Below are 23,798 nucleotides of genomic sequence, written 5' to 3'. Positions count from 1 at the left end.
TGCAGGGGCTCACCAGAATTGCCATGCGTCAGGGGCAGCTCCGGCCGGCACCGTCAGGCCCAGATAGCGACCGGTATGCCAAAGCCATCGGTGAGCGGCGGGTCGGGATACGGCCTTGCCTCGCCATGGGCGATGCGGCCGGCGATCAGCATCATGGCGGCGGCGTCGAGGAAATCGTCCGCTGCGGCGCCGCGTGGCGGCGCCTGGTCGAGAAACCCTGTCTCATAGCCGTGCCGGCCGAGCAGCGCCTTGCGTTCCGCCATGCCGGCCGGATTGACGCTGCCCTTGACTTTTTTCGGCAGCTGCATGGCCTGACCGCCGTTCAGCCGACAGAAAGCAACCTCCGGATGCGATTCGAAGATGCGGCTGCGCAAGTCGGGCCGCGCAATGAGCAGCGCATCGATCTCGCGGATCTTGGAAAAGATGCCAAACGCCTGGATCGAGACACCGCGCGGCGGGTCGGATGTGGTCTTGGCGATGTCGCTTGCCCGGCGATGCGCGGCGTACCAGGCGTCCACCGTGGTGAAGTCGGCGATGTCCGCGTACAGAGCGGCGCGGGACGGTATCGAGAAGACGCTGGACTGGCGTGTCCCAAGCAGCGGCCGCACCAACGCTTCCGGTCCGCGCCCGCCGTTTTGCGAGAACTCGGGCAAGCCGATCGGCATGTCGACGGCGACAATCGCATCATCGGGGATTGCCGCTAGCAGTGCGGAAAAGCTGGCGAAGACATCCACGGATGGTGCCATGCCGGGGTTACGGGGTGTCGAACCGGGCGTGCGCCGGACAGCGATCCAGCCGGCCTTGCAGCCGTCGACGCCGACAAGCGCGGTCTCGGCCGGTGTCACGCCCGGCGGTCCCGCCCGGGATGCGTGAGGTGGCGCATCTGCACCATCGCCATCGGGTGCGACAGGCTCTGCGCATCGGTTTCGAGCTGCAATTCGTCGCCGCCGCGCTTGGCGGTGCGCGCCAGGATCTCGTAGACCGCAGCCGTGGTCGACTGCAGCGCCTTGATCGCCGGTTGGCCGGAGAGAATGCGCGCCAGATAAACGGCAGCCGTCAGGTCACCCAGGCCGTTCGGCGGCTTGTCGATCAAGCGGTGCTCGGCAAGCAGCGCCTGGTTGGCGTCAAGCAGGAGATTGCCGGTGCCGCCTGAAATCATCGACGGCGCCGAGGTGACCAGCATCGTCGAGGGTCCGGCATGGAGTGCTGCCGCGATGACCGATTTGAGGTCGGGCAGCGGCGTGCCGGCCATCCATTCCAGTTCGTAGCGATTGGGGGTGGCAATGTCGGCGATCGGCATCAGCCGGTCGCGCATGGCGGCAGCAGTGGGCTCGGGCACATAGAGGCCACCCGAATCACCCATCACCGGATCGCAGATATAGACGGTGTCGGCGTTCTTGGCCTTGACCGCGGCGACCAGCGAAGCGACTGCATCGGCTTGACCGGCCTCGCCGAGATAGCCGGACAGCACGGCGCCGACTTCACCCAGCCATGGCGCGCGCTCAAGGTCGGCCATCAGTGCCTTGAATTGATCGAGCGGCGGCACAATCCGTGTCGCCCGTCCGTGGCCGGGGTGCCAGGGCAGGATGACGGTCGGCACCGCCCAGACCGGAAAGCCCAGCGTTTCCAGGGCAAAGACAGCGGCGCGGTTGCCAACCGAGCCGCGTGCGACATGACTGGAAATGACGATGACCGCCTGCGGCGCGTCGAGTTTTTCGGCGGTCATTGCTGTTGATTCCTAGCTGCCCCGGGTGAGGAAAAGCACGAGCCACACCATCAGGCCCAGCGCCAGAAGCAAGCCGAGTATCCTGCCAAGACGCGTGCCCCAGACCTCGATCGGGTCCGATCGGTCGGCATCGGCCGCGGCGACGTGATCGCGCATGCCTTTGGCAGTCCGCGTCACGAACGAACTATCGGCCGGATCGGTCTCGCGCGCGATGCGCTCGAGGATGCGGCGCGATTCCTTGTCGTTATCTTTATCGCTGTCCTTGGGCTCCGCCATGATCATGTCCGGTTTCATGCCGATCTTATCGTGTTCGCCCCATCAATTACAGCTCCCTAAACCGATCGAAACGGGTCAATAGCCGTTCCCCTTGAGGTCGTTTTCTTGCGCGCCGATTGTGGTAATGCTTCGCTTGCAACTCCTATTGAGGGATCCATCATGCTTGCCCAGCGCTTTGCTGCACCGTCACCGTTCCGTACGCTGCCCGCCTTCCTGATTATGGCGATCGTGCTGCCACTGCTGGCCGGTTGCGGCTACAATACCATCCCGACGGCGGAAGAAAACGCAAAGGCGGCTTGGAGCGAGGTGCTGAACCAGTATCAGCGCCGCGCCGACCTGATCCCCAACCTTGTCGAAACGGTCAAGGGCTATGCATCGCATGAAAAGGACACGCTCGACGCGGTGGTCGAGGCGCGTGCCAAGGCGACGCAGGTCACGGTGACACCCGAAACGCTGAATGATCCCGAGGCGTTCAAGAAGTTCCAGGACAGCCAGGCGGGGCTGACCAGCGCGCTGTCGCGGCTGCTGGCGGTGGTCGAGAACTATCCCGACCTCAAGGCCAACCAGAACTTCCTGGCGCTGCAGGCGCAGCTCGAAGGCACCGAGAACCGCATCGCGGTTGCCCGGCGCGACTACATCCAGGCAGTGAGGGACTATAATCTGACGCTGAGGACCTTCCCGTCGGTGATCTGGGCGAGCCTGTGGTTCCGCGGCAACCAGCCGTTCGCCAATTTCACCATAGACGAAGACAAGCTGCAGGTGCCGAAGGTCAATTTCGGGACGAAGCAGGGCGGGTGATAGCGGCGACTGGATCGGAATAATCCCGCGAAAAGACGGACCGCTGGCGTGCAAACACCCCCCTTTGTCCTGCCGGACATCTCCCCCGCATGGGGGGAGATCGGCCCTCATTTGCGCTTTCGCCAACCACCAGCGTTCAAAAGCGCGAGCCGACGCGGGAGCTGCCAATCTCCCCCTTTGCGGGGGAGATGTCCGGCAGGACAGAGGGGGGTGCGAAGAAACGCCAGCCTTTCGTTTCTTGGCCTTCTTGCCAGCCTCCTTCTTGCCAGCCTCCTCTTTCTCCCCCTAACCGCCCTCGCCGCGGATCTCCCCGCGCTCACCGGCCGCGTCGTCGACAATGCCGGTATCATCGATGCGGCGACCAGGGCGGCGCTGACGCAGAAGCTGGCCGATTTCGAAGCGAAAGGCTCCGACCAGATCGTCGTAGCGACCGTCCCAAGCCTCGATGGCGAGGAGATCGAACCTTACGCCAACCGGTTGTATCGCTTCTGGAAGCTTGGCCAGGCAAAGGAGAACAACGGTGCGCTGCTGCTGGTTGCGCCGAACGACCGCAAGATGCGCATCGAGGTCGGCTATGGGCTGGAAGGCACGCTGACCGACCTGCATACCAAGCTGATCATCGAGAACGACATGGTGCCGGCCTTCCGCGCCGGCGATTTCTCCGGCGGCATAAGCAAGGCCGTCGACGACATGATCATGGTGCTGGAAGGCAATCCGGAGGAGCTGGAAGCGCGCGGCGCGCGCAACCAGCAGGCGCCGTTCAATTCCGACGACCTGTTCGCCGCCGTCTTCATCAGTATCTGGGCGATCATTTTCTTTGGCGCCATCGCGGTCTCGGTGTTGCCGCCGATCTTCGGCCAGAAGCTCGGGCCCGGCCGCTACCGCTGGCTCGGCATGACCTTCGAGCCTGGCCGGCGATCGTCAAGGGGCGGCTGGTCCTCCGGTGGCGGCGGTTGGTCGTCGGGCGGCGGTGGTTGGTCGTCGGGGAGCGGCGGCGGCTTTTCCGGCGGCGGTGGTTCTTCCGGCGGCGGCGGCTCGTCGGGAAGCTGGTGAGGGCAACCATGGCAACACGACCGATCACCCCCCAGGACCATGAGCGCGTCGCCGACGCCATTCGCGCCGCCGAGGCATGGACGGACGGAGAAATCTATTGCGTCGTGGCCCATGCAAGCGGGAGCTATTTCTTCCCGGCCGCCTTCGTGGCGGCGCTTGGCACGCTTCTCGTCAGCCTCGCCGTCGCCTACGGTCTCGAAGCATGGTGGCTTACTATCCGCCTGCCGCACTTCGTCGTTGCCCAACTCCTGGCGCTGGCCTGCGTACTGTTGCTGTTATGGGCCTTTCCCGCGCTGCGCATCCATATGGTGCCGAGGCGGCTGCGCTATCAGGCCGCGCATGACAACGCCCTGAAACAGTTCCTTGCCCGCAACGTCCATCGCACCACGGCGCGCACCGGCGTGCTGGTCTTCGTCTCGATCGCCGAACGCTACGCCGAGGTAGTCGCCGATTCGGGTATCGATGCCAAAGTTGGCCAGCGTGTCTGGGACGATGTGGTGCGTGACCTGACCGCGCATGCCGGCGACGACCGGCTTGCCGAAGGCTTCATCAAGGCGATCGAGACGGTGGGGACCGTGCTGGCGGAGCATTTCCCGGTCACACCGGGCGACTTCAACGAGCTGGACGATCATCTGGTCGAGATCTGAGAACCGTCCTGACGTGTTTCGGACGGACTCTGCTCGACGTCACCCCTGGTGCCACCAGTGTCATGATCGTGTGAGAAAGCCGGCGGCGGGCCGCGCCGACTCTTGCAATCGGCCGATGCGGGTTTATGGTTAACAAATCATGAATACGCTGACGATCGATATCCGAAAAGCCGAGCCGCGCGACGCCGGCGCCATCGCCGAGGTGCACCTGCAGGCTTGGCGCGGCGCTTATTCGGGCATCATTCCGCACCGCACCCTGACGTCGATGATCAACCGCCGCGGCGCCGACTGGTGGGCCAATGCGATCCGCCGTGCCGCGACCGTTCTGGTCGTCGAGATCGGCGGCACGATCGCCGGTTATGCGACGATCGGCAAGAACCGCGCCCGGGACCTCAAGCAGCAGGGCGAAATCTACGAATTGTACCTGCGCCCGGAATATCAGGGCATCGGGCTCGGCAGCCGCCTGTTCAAGGCGGCCAGGGCGCGCCTGGCCGATCATGGGCTGAAAGGCATGGTGGTGTGGGCGCTGGAGGACAACCAGAACGCGATCGCCTTCTATGCCGGCGCCGGTGGCCGCGACGTCGCCGAGGGCGTGGAGATATTCGAACAGAAAGCGCTGAAGAAGGTCGCTTTCGTCTGGCAGTGACGTTCCGGCCTTTCCGTCGATGCCTTCCGATCGTCCTCAGCACCATTCGCCGCATTGCACCATGACGCGTCCCCCGCTATCGATCTGGGAAATCGAGAGAGGGACAAGCCATGCGCATCGAAGCCATCGCCATCGGAAAGAATCCGCCTGAGGACATCAACGTCATCATCGAGGTGCCGATCGGCGGCGAGCCGATCAAGTACGAGATGGACAAGGAGGCCGGCACGCTGTTCGTCGACCGGTTCCTGCACACCTCGATGCGCTACCCCGGCAATTACGGCTTCGTGCCGCACACGCTGTCGGGCGACGGCGATCCGATCGACGTGTTGATCTGCAACACGCGCGCGCTGGTGCCGGGCTGCGTCATCAATGTCAGGCCGATCGGCGTGCTGATCATGGAAGACAATGCCGGCCAGGACGAGAAGGTCATCGCGGTCCCGTCGCCCAAATTGACGCTGCGCTACGAGAACGTCACCGAATACACCCATCTGCCCGACATCACGCGCCAGCAGGTGCAGCACTTCTTCGAGCACTACAAGGACCTCGAACCCGGCAAATGGGTCAAGATCGAAGGCTGGCACGATTCCAAATACGCCAAGAAGATGATCGTCGACGCGATCGAGCGGGCGAAGGCGAGCAAATAACCGACTGCTTGCGCTCCGCAGACTACGAACCTCGCTCCGCCCAAGGATGACGAAGTTGCTGGCGCGGCGGCTAATCCCCGATGTGCCTAATTATCCACCCGGCCGAAAGCCGGCACATTGCCGATGACGGTGTGCCTGTCCTTGCCGCAGGCGAAGGTTCGGGCCTTGTCATCGGCGAGTTTGCGCGCCTGGTCGTTGGCGGCGGGGTTGCCGGTGGCCAGGACAAGGCCGACGGTGCAGCCGTCGCGCGTATCCATCTGGCCGACCTTGGCGACGAGCAGCACCTCGGTCGGCTTTTTCTCATCCTCGGGATTGCTGACCGTGCGGCGATGGATGGCGGCAAAAGGTACGGCCTTGTCGCCATTGGTCTCGATGCGCCATTCGATCTTGGCACCTGACGAATTGAAGCCGGAAAAGCTCTCCCAGACCGACACCATGTCGCCGCCGGGCGGAAAACCGTAGAATAGCGATTCGCGGGCGTCGTCATAGGCGACCAGCACGGGATAGCCACGATAGCCCGAACAGGCGAGATCGGACCAATCGCCGTCGCCCTGTTCCGCCTGAGCGTAGGTCACGCAGTCCTTCTTCCAGTCGAGCTCGGTGTAGGCGCTCGATATGTCGCCGGCATGTGCCGCCTGGCAGGCGCCGGCGAGGATGAGCGGGATCAGCAGGCTGCGCATCGCGGACGTCTCCGTTGCAGGGGACCCAGCGTAGCGCCTGTCGCTATTTCTTCAAGCTCGCTTCGATCAGCAGGTCGGCGTTGCGGGCAACCGTATGCGCCGGGCCGCCGAGGCCGAACAACTGGCCGCTGATATAGGCACCCTCGATCAGGAGCAGCAGCCCATCGCCCAGCGTGTCGGCGTCTTGCGCGCCCATCGCTGCTGCCATGGCGCGCAGCCGGCGGCGCAGTTCCTGCTTGTTGGCCTCGCTGACGAGGCGCGCCGGATGACCGCGCTCGGGGTACTCCACCGCCGCGTTGGTCATGCCGCAGCCGCGGTAATCCGGGCGCTGCGTGCGCTTGCCGACCCGCGTCAGGAAGGCGCGGATCTGCGCGCGCGGATCGCCGGGATGGGCGTTCACCGCCTCGTCGAAGCGCTCCCAGAACTCGAGATCGTATTGCCTGAGGTAGGAAGCGGCCAGTTCGTCCTTGGAAGGAAAGCTGCGGTAGAGGCTCGGCTTGGTGACGCCGGCGCGTTTGACGATCTCGTCGACGCCGATCGCCCTGATGCCTCGCCGGTAGAACAGGTCGTATGCCACATCGAGGATCTTCTTGGCAGCCTTCGGCGGAGCCGGTGCATGTCCGTCGCTGATGGTCAGTTCAATATTTTTGTCCGTTCGCATGGCGAGTCTCGATTGACAATGTTACCGATCGGTACGTATACATGCTCCCATCTTGCAACGTACCGGTCAGTAACATGATAACTCAATCCCGTCCATTTGGCCAGCGCTACGCTTTCGTCGTGGTTGGCGTCATCTTCCTCTGCCTGCTGATCGCGGCCGGGATGCGTTCCGCGCCGTCCGTCATGATGTTGCCGTTGGAAAACAGCTTCGGCTGGCGGCGCGACGTCGTTTCCCTGGCTGCCGCCGTCGGCATCTTCCTCTACGGTCTGACCGGGCCGTTCGCGGCGGCGTTGATGGAGCGGATCGGGCTGCGCCGCACGCTGCTTGCCTCGCTGGCGGTGATGTCGGGCTCGACGGCGCTCAGCCTGTTGATGACCAAGCCGTGGCATCTGCTGATCACCTGGGGCGTGTTTTCCGGCATCGGTTCAGGCGCGGTCGCCACGGTGCTCGGCGCCACCATCGTCAATCGCTGGTTCAAGACCAATCGCGGCCTGGTGATGGGCTTGATGTCGGCCTCCAGCGCCACCGGCCTGCTGGTGTTTCTGCCGCTGCTTGCCGCGCTCGCCCAGTCGGGCGGCTGGAAGCCGGTCGCCATAGCCATTTCCATTGCCACCGCCTGCCTTCTGCCGCTGGTCTGGCTGCTGGTGCCGGAGCGGCCGGCGTCGATCGGCATGGTGCGTTATGGCGCCGAGGCGGATGACGTGCCGCCGACCTCGCCGGCATCGCAAGGCAATTTCCTCGCCCATACGCTCTCGACGCTGCGCCGCGCCGCCGGCACGCGGGTGTTCTGGTACCTGTTCGCCACCTTCTTCGTCTGCGGCTTCACCACCAACGGGCTTGTCGGCACACATCTGATCGCCTTCTGCGGCGACATGGGCATTGGCGAGGTGCAGGCCGCCGGCCTGCTGTCGATGATGGGCATCTTCGACCTGATCGGCACGACGCTGTCGGGCTGGCTCACCGATCGCTTCGATCCGCGCAAGCTGCTCGGCGTCTACTACGGCATCCGTGGTCTGTCGCTGATCTATCTTCCTTATTCCGGCTTCTCGGCGACCAGCCTGATCATCTTTGCCGTGCTCTACGGCCTCGACTGGATCGCCACCGTGCCGCCGACGCTCAGGCTCGCCAACGAAGCCTTCGGCGACCGCAGCGGCCCGATCGTGTTCGGCTGGATCGTTGCCGGCCACCAGGTCGGTGCTGCGACCGCTGCTGCTTTCGGCGGCACCATGCGCGAACTGCAAGGCAATTACGAGCTGGCCTTCCTCATCGCCGGCATGACGGCGATTGCCGCGGCGTGTATTTCGCTGCTGATCAACACCAGCCGGCCAGCCTTTGATCCGGAGCCGCAGGCGGCGTAATCGCCGTTATTGCGGCGCCGTAGGCAATGCTGCCGATCTCTGCCCTCTGGGGGAGACCGGCGGCTTGCCTGTTCACTGTTATCAAACCTTCACGATTTCGAGATGCGCCTGAAACATTGACGCTGGACCTTGATGGCAACGTTCAACGCCATCCAGGAGACAGCCATGAACAAGCTCTCGATGACCCGCCGCGCTTTCGTCACTTCCGCCAGCGCCGCTGGCCTGGTCGGCGTTTCGAGCCTGGCGCTGCCCTATTATTCGCGCGCCAACCAGCGCCCGGCTTTCACCCATGGCGTCCAGTCCGGCGATGTCGATGCCACCAGCGGCATGGTGTGGACGCGCACGGATCGCCCGTCGCGCGTCATGTACGAAGTGTCGTCGACGGAAAATTTCACCGACGCCACCAGGCTCGCGCCGCTCGACACGTCGCCGGCCAGCGACCACACGGTGAAGCGGCTGCTCACCGATCTCGCCTCCGATCAGGACATTTTTTATCGAATGACAGCGGCCGACCTCGCCGACATCAACGTCGTCTCGGAGCCGATCGTCGGCCGTTTCCGCACCGCGCCCGCTTCCAAGCGCGACATCAGATTCGCCTGGTCGGGCGATACCGCGGGTCAGGGCTGGGGCATCGACGAGACCGGCATGAAAACCTACGCCACGATCGGCAAGCACACGCCCGATTTCTTCCTGCATTCGGGCGACACCATCTATGCCGACGGCGCCATGAAGGAGGAGGTCGACCTGGCCGGCGGCGGCAAGTGGAAAAATGTCGTGCTGATCGACGGCAAGCGCAAGGTCGCCGAGACGCTGGACGAATATCGGGACCAGTGGAAATACAACATGATGGACAGGCACGTGCTGGGGCTCAGCGCCATCTGCCCGACCTTCTACCAGTGGGACGACCACGAGGTGCTGAACAACTGGTCGGATTCGAAGGACCTGAGCGCCGACAACCGCTATACGGAGAAATCCATCCATGTGCTGGCGGCGCGTGCGGCGCGCGCCTTCCATGAGATGACGACGATCCGCTACGAGCCGTCGGAGCCGGGCCGGGTCTATCGCAAAATTGCCTACGGACCGCTGCTCGATGTGTTCTTCCTCGACATGCGTTCCTATCGCGGCCCCAACGGCCCCGACATGCAGGACGAGATGACACCGCAATCGCGCATGCTGGGCGAGCAGCAGACGAAATGGCTGAAGCGCGAGCTGGCGAACTCCAAGGCGACCTGGAAGATCATCGCCGCCGACATGCCGCTGGGTCTCGTCGTCTGGGACGACGCTGCTAAGAAATCAGGTGCGGAAGCCGTCAGCAATGGCGACAACGGCCTGCCAAAGGGGCGCGAGCTTGAAATCGCCGACCTGCTTCGCTACATCAAGAACGTCGGCATCGCCAACACCGTGTGGCTGACGGCTGACGTGCATTACACCGCCGCGCACTACTACAATCCCGACAAGGCGCAGTTCCAGGACTTCAATCCGTTCTGGGAATTCGTCTCGGGCCCGATCCATGCCGGCACGTTCGGTCCGAACGATTTCGACATGACGTTTGGTCCGGAGCTGAAATTCATCAAGGCGCCGACCGCCGAGCAGGGACAGAACCTGCCGCCATCGGCCGGGCTGCAATTCTTCGGTCTGGTCGATATTAGCGGCGCCAGCGAGCAACTGACCGTGCGGCTGATGGATCGCGACGACAACGAGCTCTACAAGGTGACGCTGGATCCTGTGCGCTCGGCGTAAGAATTTGGCTTCGGTCGAAACGCTGCGGCGAAGGATCACGGCGGAACGGCGATCACCGCCCGCCGGCGGCAGTCAGTCCGGATAGCAGGCGGCCGGAATCTTCGGCCACACCGCGCTGTCGCAGCCGGCGTCCCTCTGCCGCTGCTTGAAGGCGGCGCTGACGGGGCCGGTAACGATGGGATCGACGCCGTCGGGCGCGTCGGCGAACATCTGCTGTGCCGTTCGCGGTTCCGGCGGCAACGCCGGGTTTGCTTCCTTCAGGGCCGCAGCCGATTGCGCCGCACCGGCGGCAAGCAGCACTGCAAGCGCGGCCCATGCGAGAATATGCTGCAATCTGGTGACTGGATCGGTCATGACGTTCGAACTGCCCGGGGCCAAAAAAGGTTCCCACCTTGGTTAACAAAATCATCTCGCACGAGGATGCTTAAGATTTGATGAGTATTTGGTATTCCGCTTCCCCTTTCGCAATTGCGAAAAACCCTGTATGAGCCGCGCAACCGAAAGAGGCGGCGCCATTTGGCTTGCTGCCTGCAACGCTCCCGAGACCAGAACATGAAACTCCGTAATATCGCGATCATCGCGCACGTCGACCATGGAAAGACCACCCTGGTCGATCAGCTTTTGAAGCAGTCCGGCTCCTTCCGCGACAACCAGCGCGTCGCCGAGCGCGCCATGGATTCCAACGACCTCGAAAAGGAACGCGGCATCACCATCCTGGCCAAGGCGACCTCGGTCGACTGGAAGGACACCCGCATCAACATCGTCGACACGCCCGGCCACGCCGATTTCGGCGGCGAAGTCGAACGCATCCTGTCGATGGTGGATTCGGCCATCGTGCTGGTCGACGCCGCCGAAGGGCCGATGCCGCAGACCAAGTTCGTCGTCGGCAAGGCACTCAAGGTCGGCCTCAAGCCGATCGTCGTCATCAACAAGATCGACCGGCCGGACGCTCGCCATGTCGAGGTGGTCAACGAGGTGTTCGACCTCTTCGCGGCGCTCGACGCCACCGACGAACAGCTCGATTTTCCGATCCTCTACGGTTCGGGCCGCGATGGCTGGGTTTCCGAAAATCCCGAAGGTCCGAAGGACCAGCAGCTGGCACCGCTGTTCGATCTCGTCATCAAGCATGTGCCGGCGCCGACCGTGCATCCCGGCCCGTTCCGCATGATCGGCACCATCCTGGAAGCCAACCCGTTCCTCGGCCGCATCATAACCGGCCGTATCGAGAGCGGTACGCTGAAGTCGAACCAGGCGGTCAAGGTGCTGCACAATGACGGCACGCAGATCGAAACCGGCCGCATCTCCAAGATCCTCGCCTTCCGCGGCCTTGAGCGCCAGCCGATCGAAGAAGCGCAGGCGGGCGACATCGTCGCCATCGCCGGCCTGTCGAAGGGCACCGTCGCCGACACGTTCTGCGACCTGGCGGTGACCGAGGCGCTGCATGCGCAGCCGATCGATCCGCCGACCGTGACCATGTCGTTCCTCGTCAACGACAGCCCGCTCGCCGGTACCGAAGGCGACAAGGTGACCAGCCGCGTCATCCGCGACCGACTGCTGCGCGAGGCCGAAGGCAATGTCGCGCTGAAGATCGAGGAATCGCCCGACAAGGACTCGTTCTTCGTCTCCGGCCGCGGTGAATTGCAGCTGGCCGTGCTGATCGAGACGATGCGCCGCGAAGGCTTCGAAATTGCCGTGTCGCGTCCGCGCGTCGTCATGCAGAAGGGCGAAAACGGCGAACTTTTGGAGCCCGTCGAGGAAGTCGTCATCGACGTCGACGAGGAGCATGCCGGCGTCGTCGTGCAGAAGATGTCCGAGCGCAAGGCCGAGATGGTCGAGCTGCGCCCGTCCGGCGGCAACCGCCAGCGCATCGTCTTCCACGCGCCGACGCGCGGCCTGATCGGCTACCAGTCGGAACTGTTGACCGACACGCGCGGCACCGCCGTGATGAACCGGCTGTTCCACGCCTATGAGCCCTACAAGGGCGAATTGCCCGGCCGCACCAATGGCGTCCTGATCTCGAACGAGCAGGGCGAGTCGGTGGCCTATGCCATGTGGAACCTGGAAGACCGCGGCCCGATGGTCATCGACCCCGGCGTCAAGGTCTATCAGGGCATGATCATCGGCATCCACAGCAGAGACAACGACCTCGAAGTGAACGTGCTGAAAGGCAAGAAGCTGACCAACATCCGCGCCGCGGGCAAGGACGAGGCGGTCAAGCTCACCCCGCCGATCCGCATGACACTGGAACGCGCGCTGGCCTGGATCCAGGACGACGAGCTGGTCGAAGTGACGCCGAAGACGATCCGCCTGCGCAAGCTTTATCTGGACCCCAACGAGCGCAAGCGCTTCGAGAAATCGTCCAAGGTCGTCGGCGCGGCGTAATCTTTCGATTTCCAACGGTCAGGAGGGGCGGAGTACACCAGTGCTCCGCCCCTTTCTCATTCATCCGCCGGCAGCCGAGATGATGGCCCGCCGATCCGGTTCGCCGGCCAGATCGATGCGGATCGTCGCTCCATCCCGGGCCGGCTTGCGCAAGGCCTTCGCCGCGTCCGGTCGACGACCAGCAGCCGCTTCTGCAGACGAAAGTGGAAAGCAGTTTGAGAAGGCTATCTCAACAATTTTGTCGAAAGATGACTGAAGTCGTAGCCTTCGGCATCATCTTCCGATATTCCATATCTCTCGATAAATTGTTCTCTGATTTTTTGAAGTTTTCGAGAAATCTCACTTTTGTCTGGTGTGGCCGTCAGCCCATAAAACGTTCCTTTTAATTTCCAAGGAAATGGGTTGCTCATTGGATGTCGAAGGTTCCCTTTTTCATGCCAGTATTTCCTTACAAACCAACTCGCTAGATCGGCTGCCTGAAGAGGGAGAAAATCTTCATCTTTCTCAAAGCGCGGTCTTTTATTCAAGATACTAAATGTCCTGTCACCAACAGAGGCGACATACTCTTCCCAATGGTTCTGCGGCAAGCTTTCCAAAGCGTTCTGTTTGTCGAAGATAACTTCAACCGGTTCGCTGACCCTGGTGACATGAATACTTTGACCGAAGTAGCCTAAGAATAACCAATAGGCAAGAAAATAAGGATTACTATATGCCTTTGGCAATCGACAGCTTTCGAAAGCCTCTTCCACCAGTTTTTCGTCAATTCCAATAGAGAAGAACGCTTTCGGGAACGGCTCCAGGATTCTGTAGAATGCTTCGGCATGTCGGAAAGCTTCCGGCTCGTTAAACCGTCGATTGACTTCTGACATCTTGAAGCGGGGCCACCCAATGGTGTCTAGACGTTCTTGCCACTTGTTTGAAAACTGCGCCCAGTCGACGGCTTCTGCCACGAAACCAGATAGAATTAGCACTCGCCCATCCGAGCGGCTGTCGTCCATGCCGACCTGGAGCGCCAAAAACCTTCTCCGCTCGCGCCGCCCAGTTGGCAGTCCGCTGACATAACGCAGAACACCAATCGCGTTTGGATGCATCAATGCGTCAGGCATCGTAGCACCTTGGGTACGCGAAGTACAATATTGGGAATTTTTTCTTGACAGGTGAGTGCAGCTATGGTAGATATTTACTCATGGTGCAGATTTGCGCCAATGACCCGCCGCACAGGCGGGTTTTTCGTTGATGCTTCTCAACCAACGCTGGGCGAACGCTCCGGAAGAGCCCGTTAACCTGGGTTTCGTTGCCCTGAGCGCCGACGCGGGCGATTGTCCTGCCTTTGCCAGCGCTGTAGCTGTCGGCTAGTGTAAGCCTATCGATGTCTCAACAGAGATACTCACCATGCACCTGACCTCGCTGCTGATCTTCGCCGCCGCCTTGTTCGTCGCCGCCGGCTCGCCCGGCCCGTCGATTGCGGCACTCGTCGCCCGCGTCATCGCGAAAGGTTTTCGCGACGTGTTCCCGTTCCTCCTCGCTATGTGGGTCGGCGAGGGCATCTGGCTGTCGCTGGCGGTGTTCGGGCTGGCGGTTGTGGCGCAGACCTTTCACTTTGCCTTTGTCGTGGTGAAGTGGGTCGGCGTCGCTTACCTCGCCTGGCTTGCCTGGAAAATGTGGACGGCGCCGGTCGACGCGAAAGAGGGCGAGATGCCGCGCGAGGATTCGGCCGTCAGACTGTTCTTCGCCGGCATGGCGGTGACGCTCGGCAACCCCAAGATCATGATGTTCTATCTGGCGCTGCTGCCGACCATCGTCGATCTCGCTTCGGTCAGCATTGTCGGCTGGCTCGAGCTGACCGCCACCATGGCCTTGGTGCTGGTCGCCATCGATCTTGCCTGGGTGCTCGCTGCCTCGCAGGCGCGCAAGCTCCTGAAGAGCAAGCGCGCCATGAGGATCGCCAACCGCATCAGCGCGACGACGATGGCCGGCGCTGCGGCGGCAATCGCGGCGCGGTAAACGCCGAGAAGTGACTTAGAAGTCAACTGTATTCCCCTTGCTCTACATGTGGTAATTCACTTTAGATGTAGGAAATATTAGGGCAGAAGATGGAGATCGTGTTTCCGGTCGAATTCGTTGTTTATGGAACGCCTGTATCTCACCAAGCAAAACGCCCTGAATCCCGGGAGCAGTGGAAAGACGAGGTCCGCAATTCGAGCCACTCAGCGCTTCCAGATACGCATTTTGCTAGTGTCGATCGGATCGCTGTGACACTGTTTTATTTTCCGCCGGAGCCCATGCAGGGCGATATAGACAACATTGTTAAGCTTGTTCTCGACGCGTGCTGCCCTCACATCTACCTCGACGATTCACAGGTTGAGCGCGTCGTAGTTCAGAAGTTTGAACCGGACCACCTGTTCAGTTTTGGCAGCCCTTCTGCTACATTCGTGCATGCCTTTGAAGGTGCCAAACCCGCCCTGTATATTCGCATTTCGAATGATCCGCATGAGGAGCTACAATGAAGCCGGACATTCTTGAGCAGACCGTTTTGGAGAGTTTGCTACCCGAGTTGGAAGCCGATGGCTATCAGGTCATCAGAGAACCCCGGCGTCCGGTAGTCCCTCCCTTTCTCGGCTCATATCTCCCCGATTTAATTGCGTTGAGGGAGGACGGTAACTTAGCCATCGAAGTCGTATCGAAGGCTGCCCCAGAAAGTCGAAAGCTGGACGATATCGCTAGGCTGTTTGATGGTCAAAAAGGCTGGAAGTTTCGGATCTATTGGGCTTCCAAGTCGGACATTGAGGAGCCACTTCGGGCACAATCAATCAATGACATCGAAGATGCTCTAGCTCAGGCGCAGACCCTTGTCGCCGAAAATCACATCTCTGCAGGCTTTCTATTGTCGTGGGCAATCTTTGAAGCAATCGCTCGTAGAATTCTCGCAGATCGATTTGGCCGGCCGCAAACTCCTGGACGTCTTATCGAAATTATGGCCAATCAAGGAATTCTCACACACAGCGAGGCGCAGCGCCTGCGGTCGTTAGCGAGTTTTCGTAATCGATTCATTCATGGCGAGCTCGATGTTGGGGTTACATCCCAGGAGGCGGACGAATTTCTGAAGATTCTTCAAAATTTGATGACAATAGCCAGTCATCCATTCTGATGATCGCTATCGCGCCATGGCGTGATATTCGTCATTCGGCCGCATGTCGACTGCGGTCGCCACCCAGTTCGACATGTTGAAGAAGGCCGTGGTCGAGGCGATGTCCCAGATGTCGCCATCGATCTCGCCTGGGTGCTCGCCGCCTCTCAGGCGCGCAAGCTCCTGAAGAGCAAGCGCGCCATGAGGATCGCCAACCGCATCAGCGCGACGACGATGGCTGGTGCTGCTGCGGCCATCGCGGCGCGATCCTGAACGGTTGCCGTCACATCATCTCGATGATCGGTGCAACTTCGACGCTGAAGGCTGGATCCGTCAGGATCGGGCAGTCCCTGGCCTTGGCGACGGCATCGTCGATATCCCTGGCTTCGACGATCGTGTAGCCGGCCGTCGGATTGCTGCCGCCATTGTTCTCGATCGTGCCGCCAGGCAACACCGTCTTGGACATGCCGACCGGATTGCCGCCATCGACCACGGCCGCGCCGAGCTTGTCGTACCAGCCGGTCCAGGCGTCCATTGCCGCCTTGCGTTCGGCCTCCTCGGTCGGCATCTTGCCCGAACCGTGATAAACGTAGAGAAATTTCGCCATGTTCTCCTCCCTGGTGAGCGGCATCGAACCGGCATGCGGTCATGCCGCCTTGCGATCATCGGCCCAAACCGGCAAACAAGCAACGAGAATGCGAAACGACTAATATAAGGCGCGGTTGGGTTCCAGGCGCCGGGCTCACCGGGCCATGGCGTGGTATTCGTCGTTCGGCCGCATGTCGACCGCGGCCGCCACCCGGTTCGACATGTTGAAGAAGGCGGCGGTCGAGGCGATGTCCCAGATGTCGCGATCGGTGAAGCCGGCCTTGCGCAGCGCCGCCCGGTCGGCCTCGACGATCTTGGCCGGTTCTTCGGTCAGCTTGACGGCGAATTCCAGCATCGCGGTCTGTCTGGGCGAAAGATCGGCGGCACGGAAATTCATCACCATCATCTCGCCGAGCGCCGGATCGCCGGACAGCTGGCGCACGGCCGCGCCATGCGCGGTCAGGCAGTAGTAGCAGTGGTTGATCGAGGAGACGGCGACCGCGATCATCTCGCGCTCCAGCTTCGATAGGCCGGAATCACCCAGCATCAGGTCGTTGTACATGTCGGTGAAGGCGCGCAGCTTCTTGTCGTCGAAGGCATAGGCCCTGAGCACGTTGGGGACGAGGCCGAGCTTCTCCTCGCATTTGGCGAAATAGGCCTTTGTCGGTTCGCTCAGTTCCACGGCTGTGAGTTCAAGCGCGGTGATTTTGCCGGTCATGGGGCCATTCTCCTCGTAGGGCGGCGCCTTGTCGCCGAATTCCGATAATTCTTGGCAAGCCGTCAAACCTTTGTCGCTAAACAGCGGTCATCTGCTAGCATAGTCATAAAAGCATTCGACGGGAGGGAAGAAGCGTCATGGCCAGCGTGAAATCCGCAAGCAAGCCGAAGAAAAAATCCATAGCGGCGGCCAAGGCGGAGGAAAGGCCAGCCAGGCTTGCCGATTATCTGCTCGCCCGCGCGCCGGCGGAAGACATCGCCGCCTATGAAGTGGCCGACCTTGAGCGCGCCGCCGATCACGCCGGCCGTGCGGTCGCAAGGCACAAGAAGGGCGAGTGCATCGTCGCCGTCGAGGCCGATCCAGGCGTTGTGCGCCAGGGCCGTCCGGTGACGACCATCACCGTGGTCAACGACAACATGCCGTTCCTGTTCGATTCCATTCTCGGCGAGGTCACCGAGAGCGCTGGCGAGCCGAGCCTGGTCACGCACCCGGTCATCACCGTGCGCCACGGCAAGGCCGGCGTCGAGGAAATCCTCGGCGACGGCAATTTCGCCAGGGACGACGGCAGCCACGACCGGCTGAGCGTCATCCATGTCCATATCCCCAGGCTGACCAGCGAGCACGCGGACGCATTGACCGGGCGGCTGCGCAAGCTGCTCGGCCAGGTTCGCGCCGCCGTCAACGACTGGAGGCCGATGCTCGCCCGCCTCGATCAGGCGATCTCGGAGTTCCGCTATTCTGCCGTACCGCTCGAGAAGAAGAGCGTGGCCGAAGCGATCGCCTTCCTGGAGTGGCTGCGCGACGACAATTTCACCTTTCTCGGCATGCGCGAATTCAAATACACCGGCGGCGAGGAGAGCGGCACGCTGGAGCGAGCCGAGAAGCCCGGCCTCGGCATCCTGGCCGATCCCGACGTGCTGGTGCTGCGGCGCGGCACCGAAGCGGTGACGACAACGCCGGAAATCCGCGCCTTCCTGCATGGGCCGGAGCCGCTGATCGTCACCAAGGCCAACGCCAAGTCTTCCGTGCACCGCCGCATCTATCTCGATTACGTCGGCGTCAAGACCTACACCGCCAAAGGCGCGCTGTCGGGCGAACTGCGCATCGTTGGCCTGTTCACCTCGACCGCCTACACGCGCTCGGTGATGAAGATCCCGTATCTCAGGTCGAAAGCCGAAACCATCATCGCCAAATCCGGCTTCGACCGCCACGACCACTCCGGCAAGGCACTGATCAACGTGCTGGAAAGCTACCCGCGCGACGAACTGTTCCAGGTGCCGGTGCCGATCCTGCGCAAGCACGCCGCGGCCATTCTCGGATTGGTCGAGCGGCCGCGCGTGCGGGCACTGGTGCGCGCCGACCAGTTCGATCGCTTCGTCTCGATCCTCGTCTTCGTGCCGCGCGACCGCTACGACAGCGTCGTGCGCGAGAAGATCGGCAACTACCTGAAAACCGTGTTCGAGGGCCGGTTGTCGGCCTACTACCCGGCCTTCCCCGAAGGCGGGCTGGCGCGCGTGCACTTCATCATTGGCCGCTCCGGCGGCAAGACGCCAAAGGTCGAGCAAGCGACGATCGAGGCGGCGATCCGCGACATCGTGCGGACCTGGGAGGACGCGCTTTCCGATGCGGCGGACGCCAGTGGCGCCGACCAGGCGTTGAAGGCGATCGCCGCGCGGCTGCCGCAAAGCTATCGCGATTCGTTCAGCGCGGCGGTCGCGTTGGCCGATGCCAGGCGCATCGCCAGGATCAGTGCCAGCAATCCGATCGCCATCGATTACTATCGTCATGCCGAGCAGAAGCCGCACCAGGCGTCGCTGAAGATCTATCACCACGGCAGCCCGGTGGCGCTGTCGCGGCGTGTACCAGTGCTGGAAAACATCGGTTTCCGCGTCATCAGCGAGCGCACTTTCGAGGTCGGCGAGGACCAGCCAGGCATGATCAATAGTGATCAGCCCGGCAAGGTCTTCATCCACGACATGGAGCTGGAGAACAGCTACGGCAAGCCGATCGACCTGACCGATGGCGGCGCATTGTTCGAAGACGCGTTCTTGTCCGTCTGGCGCGGCGACATCGACAATGACGGCTATAACGGCCTTGCCCAGACCGCCGGCTTGTGGTCGGGCGAGATCACCATCCTGCGTGCCTATGGCCGCTATTTGCAGCAGGTCGGCATTCCGCAGAGCCAGGATTTCATCGCCGCAGCGCTCAACCGCTATCCCGACATCGCGCGCGGCCTGCATGCGCTGTTCATCGCCCGGCTTGGCCCGACGGCGGAGACTGAAGGCGTGGTGGCGGCAAAGCACCTCAAGGCCAAGATCAGGGATGCATTGGATGAGGTGCCGAACATCGACGACGACACCATCATCCGTCGCTATCTCAATTTGATCGAGGCCTCTCTGCGCACCAATCATTTCGTTGCCGATACGAAAGCGAAGGGCCAGTCGCTGGCCATCAAGCTCGATTCGCATGCGGTCGAGGGATTGCCGGCGCCGCGGCCATGGCGGGAGATCTTCGTCTATGGTTCCGAGGTCGAGGGCCTGCATCTGCGCTTCGGGCCGGTTGCGCGCGGCGGCTTGCGCTGGTCGGACCGCGCCCAGGACTACCGCACCGAGGTGCTGGGTCTCGTCAAGGCGCAGCAGGTGAAGAATGCCGTCATCGTGCCGGTCGGCGCCAAGGGCGGTTTCTATCCGAAGAAGCTGCCGATGAGCGCAGGCCGCGACGCCATCTTCGAGGCCGGCACTTCGGCCTACAAGAACTTCGTCTCCAGCCTGCTGTCGATCACCGACAATATCGGCCTCGACGGTGTCATCCCGCCGGCCGGCGTCGTGCGCCGCGACCAGGATGATCCCTATTTCGTCGTCGCCGCCGACAAGGGTACGGCGACCTTCTCCGACACCGCCAACGCGATCAGCGAGAAGCATGGCTTCTGGCTCGACGACGCCTTCGCCAGCGGCGGCTCGGCCGGCTACGACCACAAGAAGATGGGCATCACCGCCAAGGGCGCCTGGGAAGCGGTCAAGCGGCATTTCCGCGAGATGAACCGCGATGTCCAGACCTCGCCCTTCTCGGTCGTCGGCGTCGGCGACATGTCGGGCGACGTGTTCGGCAATGGCATGCTTTTGTCGCCGCAGACGCGACTGATCGCCGCCTTCGACCATCGAGACATCTTCATCGATCCCGATCCGGATATGGCGGCGTCGATGGCCGAACGCCAGCGCATGTTCGCTCTCGCGCGTTCGAGCTGGCAGGACTACGACAAAACCAAGCTGTCGGAAGGTGGCGTGATCGTTTCGCGCAACCAGAAGTCGATCACCTTGCCGGCGGCATCGGCGGCGGCGATCGGCCTCGGCAAGACGACCGCCACGCCGGTCGAGATCATGAGCGCCATTCTCAAGGCGCCGGTCGACCTGCTGTGGTTCGGCGGCATCGGCACTTACCTCAGGGCATCGACCGAGACCAATGCCGATGCCGGCGACCGCGCCAACGATGCCATCCGCATCACCGCGCTCGACGTGCGCGCCAAGGTGATCGGCGAGGGCGCCAATCTCGGCGTGACGCAACGGGCGCGCATCGAGTTCGGCATGAATGGCGGCCGCTGCAATTCCGACGCCATCGACAATTCGGGCGGCGTCAACTGCTCCGACGTCGAGGTCAACATCAAGATCGCGCTGGCGTCGGCCATGCGCAAGGGATCGTTGACGCGCCCGGCGCGCAACAAGCTGCTGGCCGAGATGACCGACGAGGTCGGCTCGCTTGTCCTTTCCAACAACTATCAGCAGACGCTGGCGCTTTCGATCGCCCGCAAGCGCGGTCTCGCCGACATCGCGCATCAGGCCCGGTTCATGACGGCGCTGGAGGCGCGCGGGCTGCTCGACCGCGCCGTCGAGACGCTGCCGTCGCCGGCAGCGCTGGCCGAGCGCGAGGCGCGCGGCGAGCCGCTGACCCGGGCCGAGCTCGGCGTGCTGCTCGCCTATGCCAAGATCGTGCTGGTTTCCGACATCGTCGCCAGCGACGTGCCGGACGAGGCGCATTTCGACCGTGACTTGATGGGCTATTTCCCGGACCGGATGGCCAGGAAATACGCCGCCGAGATCCACGGCCACCGGCTGCGTCGCGAGATCATCGCCCGTGTCGTCGCCAACGATCTCGTCAATCGCGGCGGTCCGTCCTTCGTCAACCGGTTGCAGGAAGCCACGGGTCGCTCCGTCGCCGACGTGGTGCGCACCTTCGCTGTGGTGCGCGACGGTTTTGCGCTGCCGGCGCTCTATCGCGAGATCGACGCGCTCGACAACCAGATCGACGGCCAGATCCAGCTCGATCTCTATCAGGCGGTCAGCCGGCTGATCTACATCACCAGCGGCTGGTATCTGAAGAACGATGCCGGCACCGCACCGCTCGGCCAGCGGATCGCCGAGTTGCAGGACGCCCGCAAGGCGCTGGAGCCCAAGCTGATTTCGCTGCTGCCGGCGTTCTCGCGCGAGCGAATCGAGGAAAAGCGGCATGGGCTGGTCAAAAGCGGCGCGCCGGAAGGCTTGGCCGGGCAGCTGGCGCTCGCCGATGTAGCGGAACTCATCCCCGACATCGCGCTGACGGCGCGCACGGCCGGCGCCGACATCGTCGCCGCGGCCAGGGCGTTCTTCGCCGTCAGCGACGCGTTCCGCATCCCGCGCGTCGAGGAAGCGGCGCGCTCGATCACGCCGCCGGATTATTACGATCAACTGGCCCTGTCACGCGCCACCGACATGATCGGCGCGGCCCGGCGCGGCATCGCGGTGGCCGCACTCACCGGCCATGCCATGGCGGCGGATCCGGTGGCGGCCTGGCTGGAAGCCGGCGGCGAGCGCGTGGCCCGCATCCGCGAGCGGCTGCAGGCGCTCACGGAAGGCGGCGACATCACCGTCTCGCGGCTGTCGGTCGCGTCCGGCCTGATGAGCGACTTGACGGGAATGTGAGCCGTCGTGGCCTCACCCTCCCCCTTGTAGGGAGGGTCGCTGCGAAGCAGCGGGGTGGGGGCGGCGCCGGCCCCCTACCCGGACCTTCGGTCCGACCTCCCCACGAGGGGGAGGTAGGGTAGGCGCCCTTGCTCCCGTCCACTCGGAAATGTGGGCAGGCAAATCAATGAACAGCGGCGCTACGCTTGTTCGTTTGCATGACCATCGGAAAACATGCAGACATGGCGTAAACCGCCAAAAAAGGCGAGTGGAGGGGATATGGGTGAGGTAGCAGTGCAGCGGGCGTCCGGGCGCGGCATCTGGGGGTGGATGTTGTTCGACTGGGCGGCGCAGCCGTTCTTCACGGTCGTCACCACCTTCATCTTCGGTCCGTATTTCGTTTCGCGCATGGCGAGCGATCCGACTACCGGCCAGGCCGCCTGGGGCTACGGCATTGCCGCCGCCGGGCTGGTCATTGCCGTATTGTCGCCGATCCTCGGCTCCATCGCCGACCAGACCGGGCCGCGCAAGCCGTGGATCGCTTTCTTCGCCGCGATCAAGATCACCAGCCTCGTCCTGCTCTGGTTCGCCGCGCCCGGTTCCAACCTGTTCCTGATCGTGGCGCTGTTTTCGCTGGCCTCGGTGGCGGCTGAATTCTCCACCGTGTTCAACGATTCCATGATGCCGCGGCTGGTGCCGAAGAGCGAGATCGGCCGCATTTCCAACGTCGCCTGGGGCCTCGGCTATCTCGGTGGCATGATCGCGCTGATCTTCGTCGTCGCTTGCCTCGCCGGCTCGCCGGAGACCGGCAAGACGATCATCGGCATCGACCCGCTGTTCGGGCTCGACCCGAAGCTCGGCGAGGATGCGCGCGCCACCGGGCCGCTGTCGGCTGGCTGGTATTTCCTGTTCATCCTGCCGATGTTCTTCTTCACCCCGGATGCCATCAAGGGCATCCCGATCGGACCGGCGGTGCGCGAAGGCCTGTGGGAATTGAAATCGACACTGGCGGAAGTGCGCCAGCGCGGCGGCATTTTCCGCTTTCTCGTCGCTCGCATGATCTACCAGGACGGCGTCAATGCCTTGCTGGCGCTGGGCGGCACGTTTGCGGCGGCGATGTTCCACTGGTCGATCACCGAGATCGGCATGTTCGGCATCATCCTCAATGTCGTCGCCATTTTCGGCTGCTGGATCGCGGCCCGGCTGGATACCGGGCTCGGCTCCAAGGCGGTGGTGATGATTGCGCTGGTCATGCTGTCGGTCGCCACCCTCGGTGTCGTCTCGACCGGTCCGGGCTTCACGCTGCTCGGCCTCATACAGTTTTCGACCACCGATTCAGGCGGCCTGTTCGGCACCGCGGCCGAGAAGGCCTACATCCTTTACGGCCTTTTGATCGGTCTGGCGTTCGGGCCGGTGCAGGCATCATCGCGCTCCTACATGGCGCGCAGCGTCACCGCGGCGGAATCCGGCCGCTACTTCGGGATCTATGCGCTGGCCGGGCGGGCGACCAGTTTCCTGGCGCCGTTCCTGGTGGCGACCATCACCGCGCTCAGCGGTTCGGCGCGGCTCGGCATGGCGGTGATCATCCTGTTCCTCGGCATCGGCATGGCGATCCTGGCCAAGACGCCCTATCCGGCGGACCGGGCTGTGGAGTGACTTTACCCTCCCCCTTGTGGGGAGGGTCGATCCGCAAAGCGGAGCGGGGTGGGGGACGGCGCTGGGCCCCCCCCGGGTCCCCGCCATTTGTTGGGAAAGAGGGGTGGGGGGCCCCGCCCCCCCCGGGGGGGGGGTGGGGGGGGTGGGGGGGAAGTTGTGATGGCGGT

General features: G+C 63.0%; 22 protein-coding genes and 2 pseudogenes. 14 read left to right on the top strand and 10 right to left on the bottom strand.

All coding sequences use genetic code 11. The features are described from left to right. Positions 1-53: 53 nt before the first annotated feature. From NKI49_RS27620 to NKI49_RS27610, 3 genes are read right to left on the bottom strand one after another with little or no spacing between them, the layout of a single operon-like run. Positions 54-845 (bottom strand): DUF429 domain-containing protein, encoded by a 792-nt coding sequence (locus NKI49_RS27620; protein WP_352605895.1) that lies wholly within the window; start codon positions 843-845, stop codon positions 54-56. Continuing rightward, positions 842-1,726 (bottom strand): pyridoxal kinase PdxY, encoded by an 885-nt coding sequence (pdxY, locus tag NKI49_RS27615; protein ID WP_352605893.1) that lies wholly within the window; start codon positions 1,724-1,726, stop codon positions 842-844. Before pdxY ends, NKI49_RS27620 begins: the two co-directional genes overlap by 4 nt. Before the next feature lie 12 nt (positions 1,727-1,738). Further along, positions 1,739-2,002, bottom strand: coding sequence for a hypothetical protein (locus NKI49_RS27610; protein WP_352605891.1), 264 nt, complete (start codon positions 2,000-2,002; stop codon positions 1,739-1,741). A 159-nt stretch (positions 2,003-2,161) separates the two neighbouring features. Between NKI49_RS27610 and NKI49_RS27605 the strand changes: the two genes are divergently transcribed. From NKI49_RS27605 to ppa, 5 genes are all read left to right on the top strand, one after another. Then, positions 2,162-2,800 carry a LemA family protein gene (locus NKI49_RS27605; protein WP_352605889.1) on the top strand — a complete coding sequence of 213 codons (639 nt, stop codon included), beginning with the start codon at positions 2,162-2,164 and terminating at the stop codon, positions 2,798-2,800. A gap of 210 nt (positions 2,801-3,010) precedes the next feature. Next, on the top strand, positions 3,011-3,853 hold the full coding sequence (locus NKI49_RS27600) for a TPM domain-containing protein (RefSeq protein WP_352605887.1): 843 nt from the start codon (positions 3,011-3,013) through the stop codon (positions 3,851-3,853). 8 nt (positions 3,854-3,861) lie between these two features. After that, the gene (locus NKI49_RS27595; protein ID WP_352605885.1) at positions 3,862-4,500 is read left to right on the top strand and encodes a TPM domain-containing protein; all 639 of its coding nucleotides are present in this window, start codon (positions 3,862-3,864) and stop codon (positions 4,498-4,500) included. Between the two features lie 139 nt (positions 4,501-4,639). Next, on the top strand, positions 4,640-5,146 hold the full coding sequence (locus NKI49_RS27590) for a GNAT family N-acetyltransferase (RefSeq protein ID WP_352605883.1): 507 nt from the start codon (positions 4,640-4,642) through the stop codon (positions 5,144-5,146). 110 nt (positions 5,147-5,256) lie between these two features. Then, positions 5,257-5,790 (top strand): inorganic diphosphatase, encoded by a 534-nt coding sequence (gene ppa, locus NKI49_RS27585; protein WP_352605881.1) that lies wholly within the window; start codon positions 5,257-5,259, stop codon positions 5,788-5,790. Between the two features lie 86 nt (positions 5,791-5,876). On the opposite strand, the gene NKI49_RS27580 is transcribed toward ppa, so the two are convergent. Both NKI49_RS27580 and NKI49_RS27575 read right to left on the bottom strand, forming a co-directional pair. After that, entirely contained in the window at positions 5,877-6,470 is a 594-nt protein-coding gene (locus NKI49_RS27580) for a hypothetical protein (protein WP_352605879.1), read from the bottom strand. 43 nt (positions 6,471-6,513) lie between these two features. After that, a complete protein-coding gene (locus NKI49_RS27575) occupies positions 6,514-7,131 on the bottom strand; it encodes a TetR/AcrR family transcriptional regulator (protein ID WP_352605877.1) in 618 nt (205 codons plus the stop codon). 74 nt (positions 7,132-7,205) lie between these two features. On the opposite strand from NKI49_RS27575, the gene NKI49_RS27570 reads away from it, so the two are divergent. Both NKI49_RS27570 and NKI49_RS27565 read left to right on the top strand, forming a co-directional pair. Next, entirely contained in the window at positions 7,206-8,489 is a 1,284-nt protein-coding gene (locus NKI49_RS27570; protein ID WP_352605875.1) for an MFS transporter, read from the top strand. Positions 8,490-8,654: 165 nt separating this feature from the next. After that, on the top strand, positions 8,655-10,229 hold the full coding sequence (locus tag NKI49_RS27565) for an alkaline phosphatase D family protein (RefSeq protein WP_352605873.1): 1,575 nt from the start codon (positions 8,655-8,657) through the stop codon (positions 10,227-10,229). A 72-nt stretch (positions 10,230-10,301) separates the two neighbouring features. Here the strand turns inward: NKI49_RS27565 and NKI49_RS27560 are convergent, their stop codons facing one another. Beyond that, positions 10,302-10,583, bottom strand: a complete 282-nt coding sequence (locus tag NKI49_RS27560) for a hypothetical protein (protein WP_352605871.1) — start codon at positions 10,581-10,583, stop codon at positions 10,302-10,304. A 198-nt stretch (positions 10,584-10,781) separates the two neighbouring features. Here NKI49_RS27560 and typA point away from each other — a divergent pair, with 198 nt between their 5' ends. Next, the gene (gene typA, locus NKI49_RS27555; RefSeq protein WP_027025549.1) at positions 10,782-12,611 is read left to right on the top strand and encodes a translational GTPase TypA; all 1,830 of its coding nucleotides are present in this window, start codon (positions 10,782-10,784) and stop codon (positions 12,609-12,611) included. Positions 12,612-12,835: 224 nt separating this feature from the next. On the opposite strand, the gene NKI49_RS27550 is transcribed toward typA, so the two are convergent. Then, entirely contained in the window at positions 12,836-13,717 is an 882-nt protein-coding gene (locus tag NKI49_RS27550; RefSeq protein WP_352695840.1) for a DUF3800 domain-containing protein, read from the bottom strand. Between the two features lie 286 nt (positions 13,718-14,003). On the opposite strand from NKI49_RS27550, the gene NKI49_RS27545 reads away from it, so the two are divergent. The 3 genes from NKI49_RS27545 to NKI49_RS27535 all read left to right on the top strand — a co-directional run bounded on the left by NKI49_RS27545 (position 14,004) and on the right by NKI49_RS27535 (position 15,759). After that, the gene (locus tag NKI49_RS27545; RefSeq protein WP_352605866.1) at positions 14,004-14,615 is read left to right on the top strand and encodes a LysE family translocator; all 612 of its coding nucleotides are present in this window, start codon (positions 14,004-14,006) and stop codon (positions 14,613-14,615) included. Positions 14,616-14,704: 89 nt separating this feature from the next. After that, on the top strand, positions 14,705-15,118 hold the full coding sequence (locus tag NKI49_RS27540; protein ID WP_352605864.1) for a RusA family crossover junction endodeoxyribonuclease: 414 nt from the start codon (positions 14,705-14,707) through the stop codon (positions 15,116-15,118). Then, on the top strand, positions 15,115-15,759 hold the full coding sequence (locus tag NKI49_RS27535) for a HepT-like ribonuclease domain-containing protein (RefSeq protein WP_352605862.1): 645 nt from the start codon (positions 15,115-15,117) through the stop codon (positions 15,757-15,759). The genes NKI49_RS27540 and NKI49_RS27535 overlap by 4 nt, the downstream gene beginning before the upstream one ends. A gap of 6 nt (positions 15,760-15,765) precedes the next feature. Here NKI49_RS27535 and NKI49_RS27530 read toward each other — a convergent pair. Continuing rightward, positions 15,766-15,888, bottom strand: a pseudogene (locus tag NKI49_RS27530) (peroxidase-related enzyme); the annotation flags it as partial. Here NKI49_RS27530 and NKI49_RS27525 point away from each other — a divergent pair. After that, positions 15,871-16,011: pseudogene (locus tag NKI49_RS27525) on the top strand (LysE family translocator); the annotation flags it as partial. The pseudogenes NKI49_RS27530 and NKI49_RS27525 sit on opposite strands and share 18 nt — an antisense overlap. A gap of 10 nt (positions 16,012-16,021) precedes the next feature. Here NKI49_RS27525 and NKI49_RS27520 read toward each other — a convergent pair. Both NKI49_RS27520 and NKI49_RS27515 read right to left on the bottom strand, forming a co-directional pair. Further along, the gene (locus tag NKI49_RS27520; RefSeq protein WP_352605860.1) at positions 16,022-16,345 is read right to left on the bottom strand and encodes a YciI family protein; all 324 of its coding nucleotides are present in this window, start codon (positions 16,343-16,345) and stop codon (positions 16,022-16,024) included. Between the two features lie 135 nt (positions 16,346-16,480). Next, positions 16,481-17,044, bottom strand: coding sequence for a peroxidase-related enzyme (locus NKI49_RS27515; RefSeq protein ID WP_352605858.1), 564 nt, complete (start codon positions 17,042-17,044; stop codon positions 16,481-16,483). 137 nt (positions 17,045-17,181) lie between these two features. Here NKI49_RS27515 and NKI49_RS27510 point away from each other — a divergent pair, with 137 nt between their 5' ends. Next, on the top strand, positions 17,182-21,996 hold the full coding sequence (locus NKI49_RS27510) for an NAD-glutamate dehydrogenase (RefSeq protein WP_352605856.1): 4,815 nt from the start codon (positions 17,182-17,184) through the stop codon (positions 21,994-21,996). 258 nt (positions 21,997-22,254) lie between these two features. Continuing rightward, positions 22,255-23,631, top strand: a complete 1,377-nt coding sequence (locus NKI49_RS27505; RefSeq protein ID WP_352605854.1) for an MFS transporter — start codon at positions 22,255-22,257, stop codon at positions 23,629-23,631. The last annotated feature ends 167 nt before the right edge of the window (positions 23,632-23,798 follow it).

The sequence above is a fragment of the Mesorhizobium sp. M0587 genome, assembly GCF_040320945.1.
Classification (GTDB): Bacteria; Pseudomonadota; Alphaproteobacteria; order Rhizobiales; family Rhizobiaceae; genus Mesorhizobium.
Note: the sequence above shows the minus strand (reverse complement) of the source record. Positions and strands in the feature narration are given on the sequence as shown.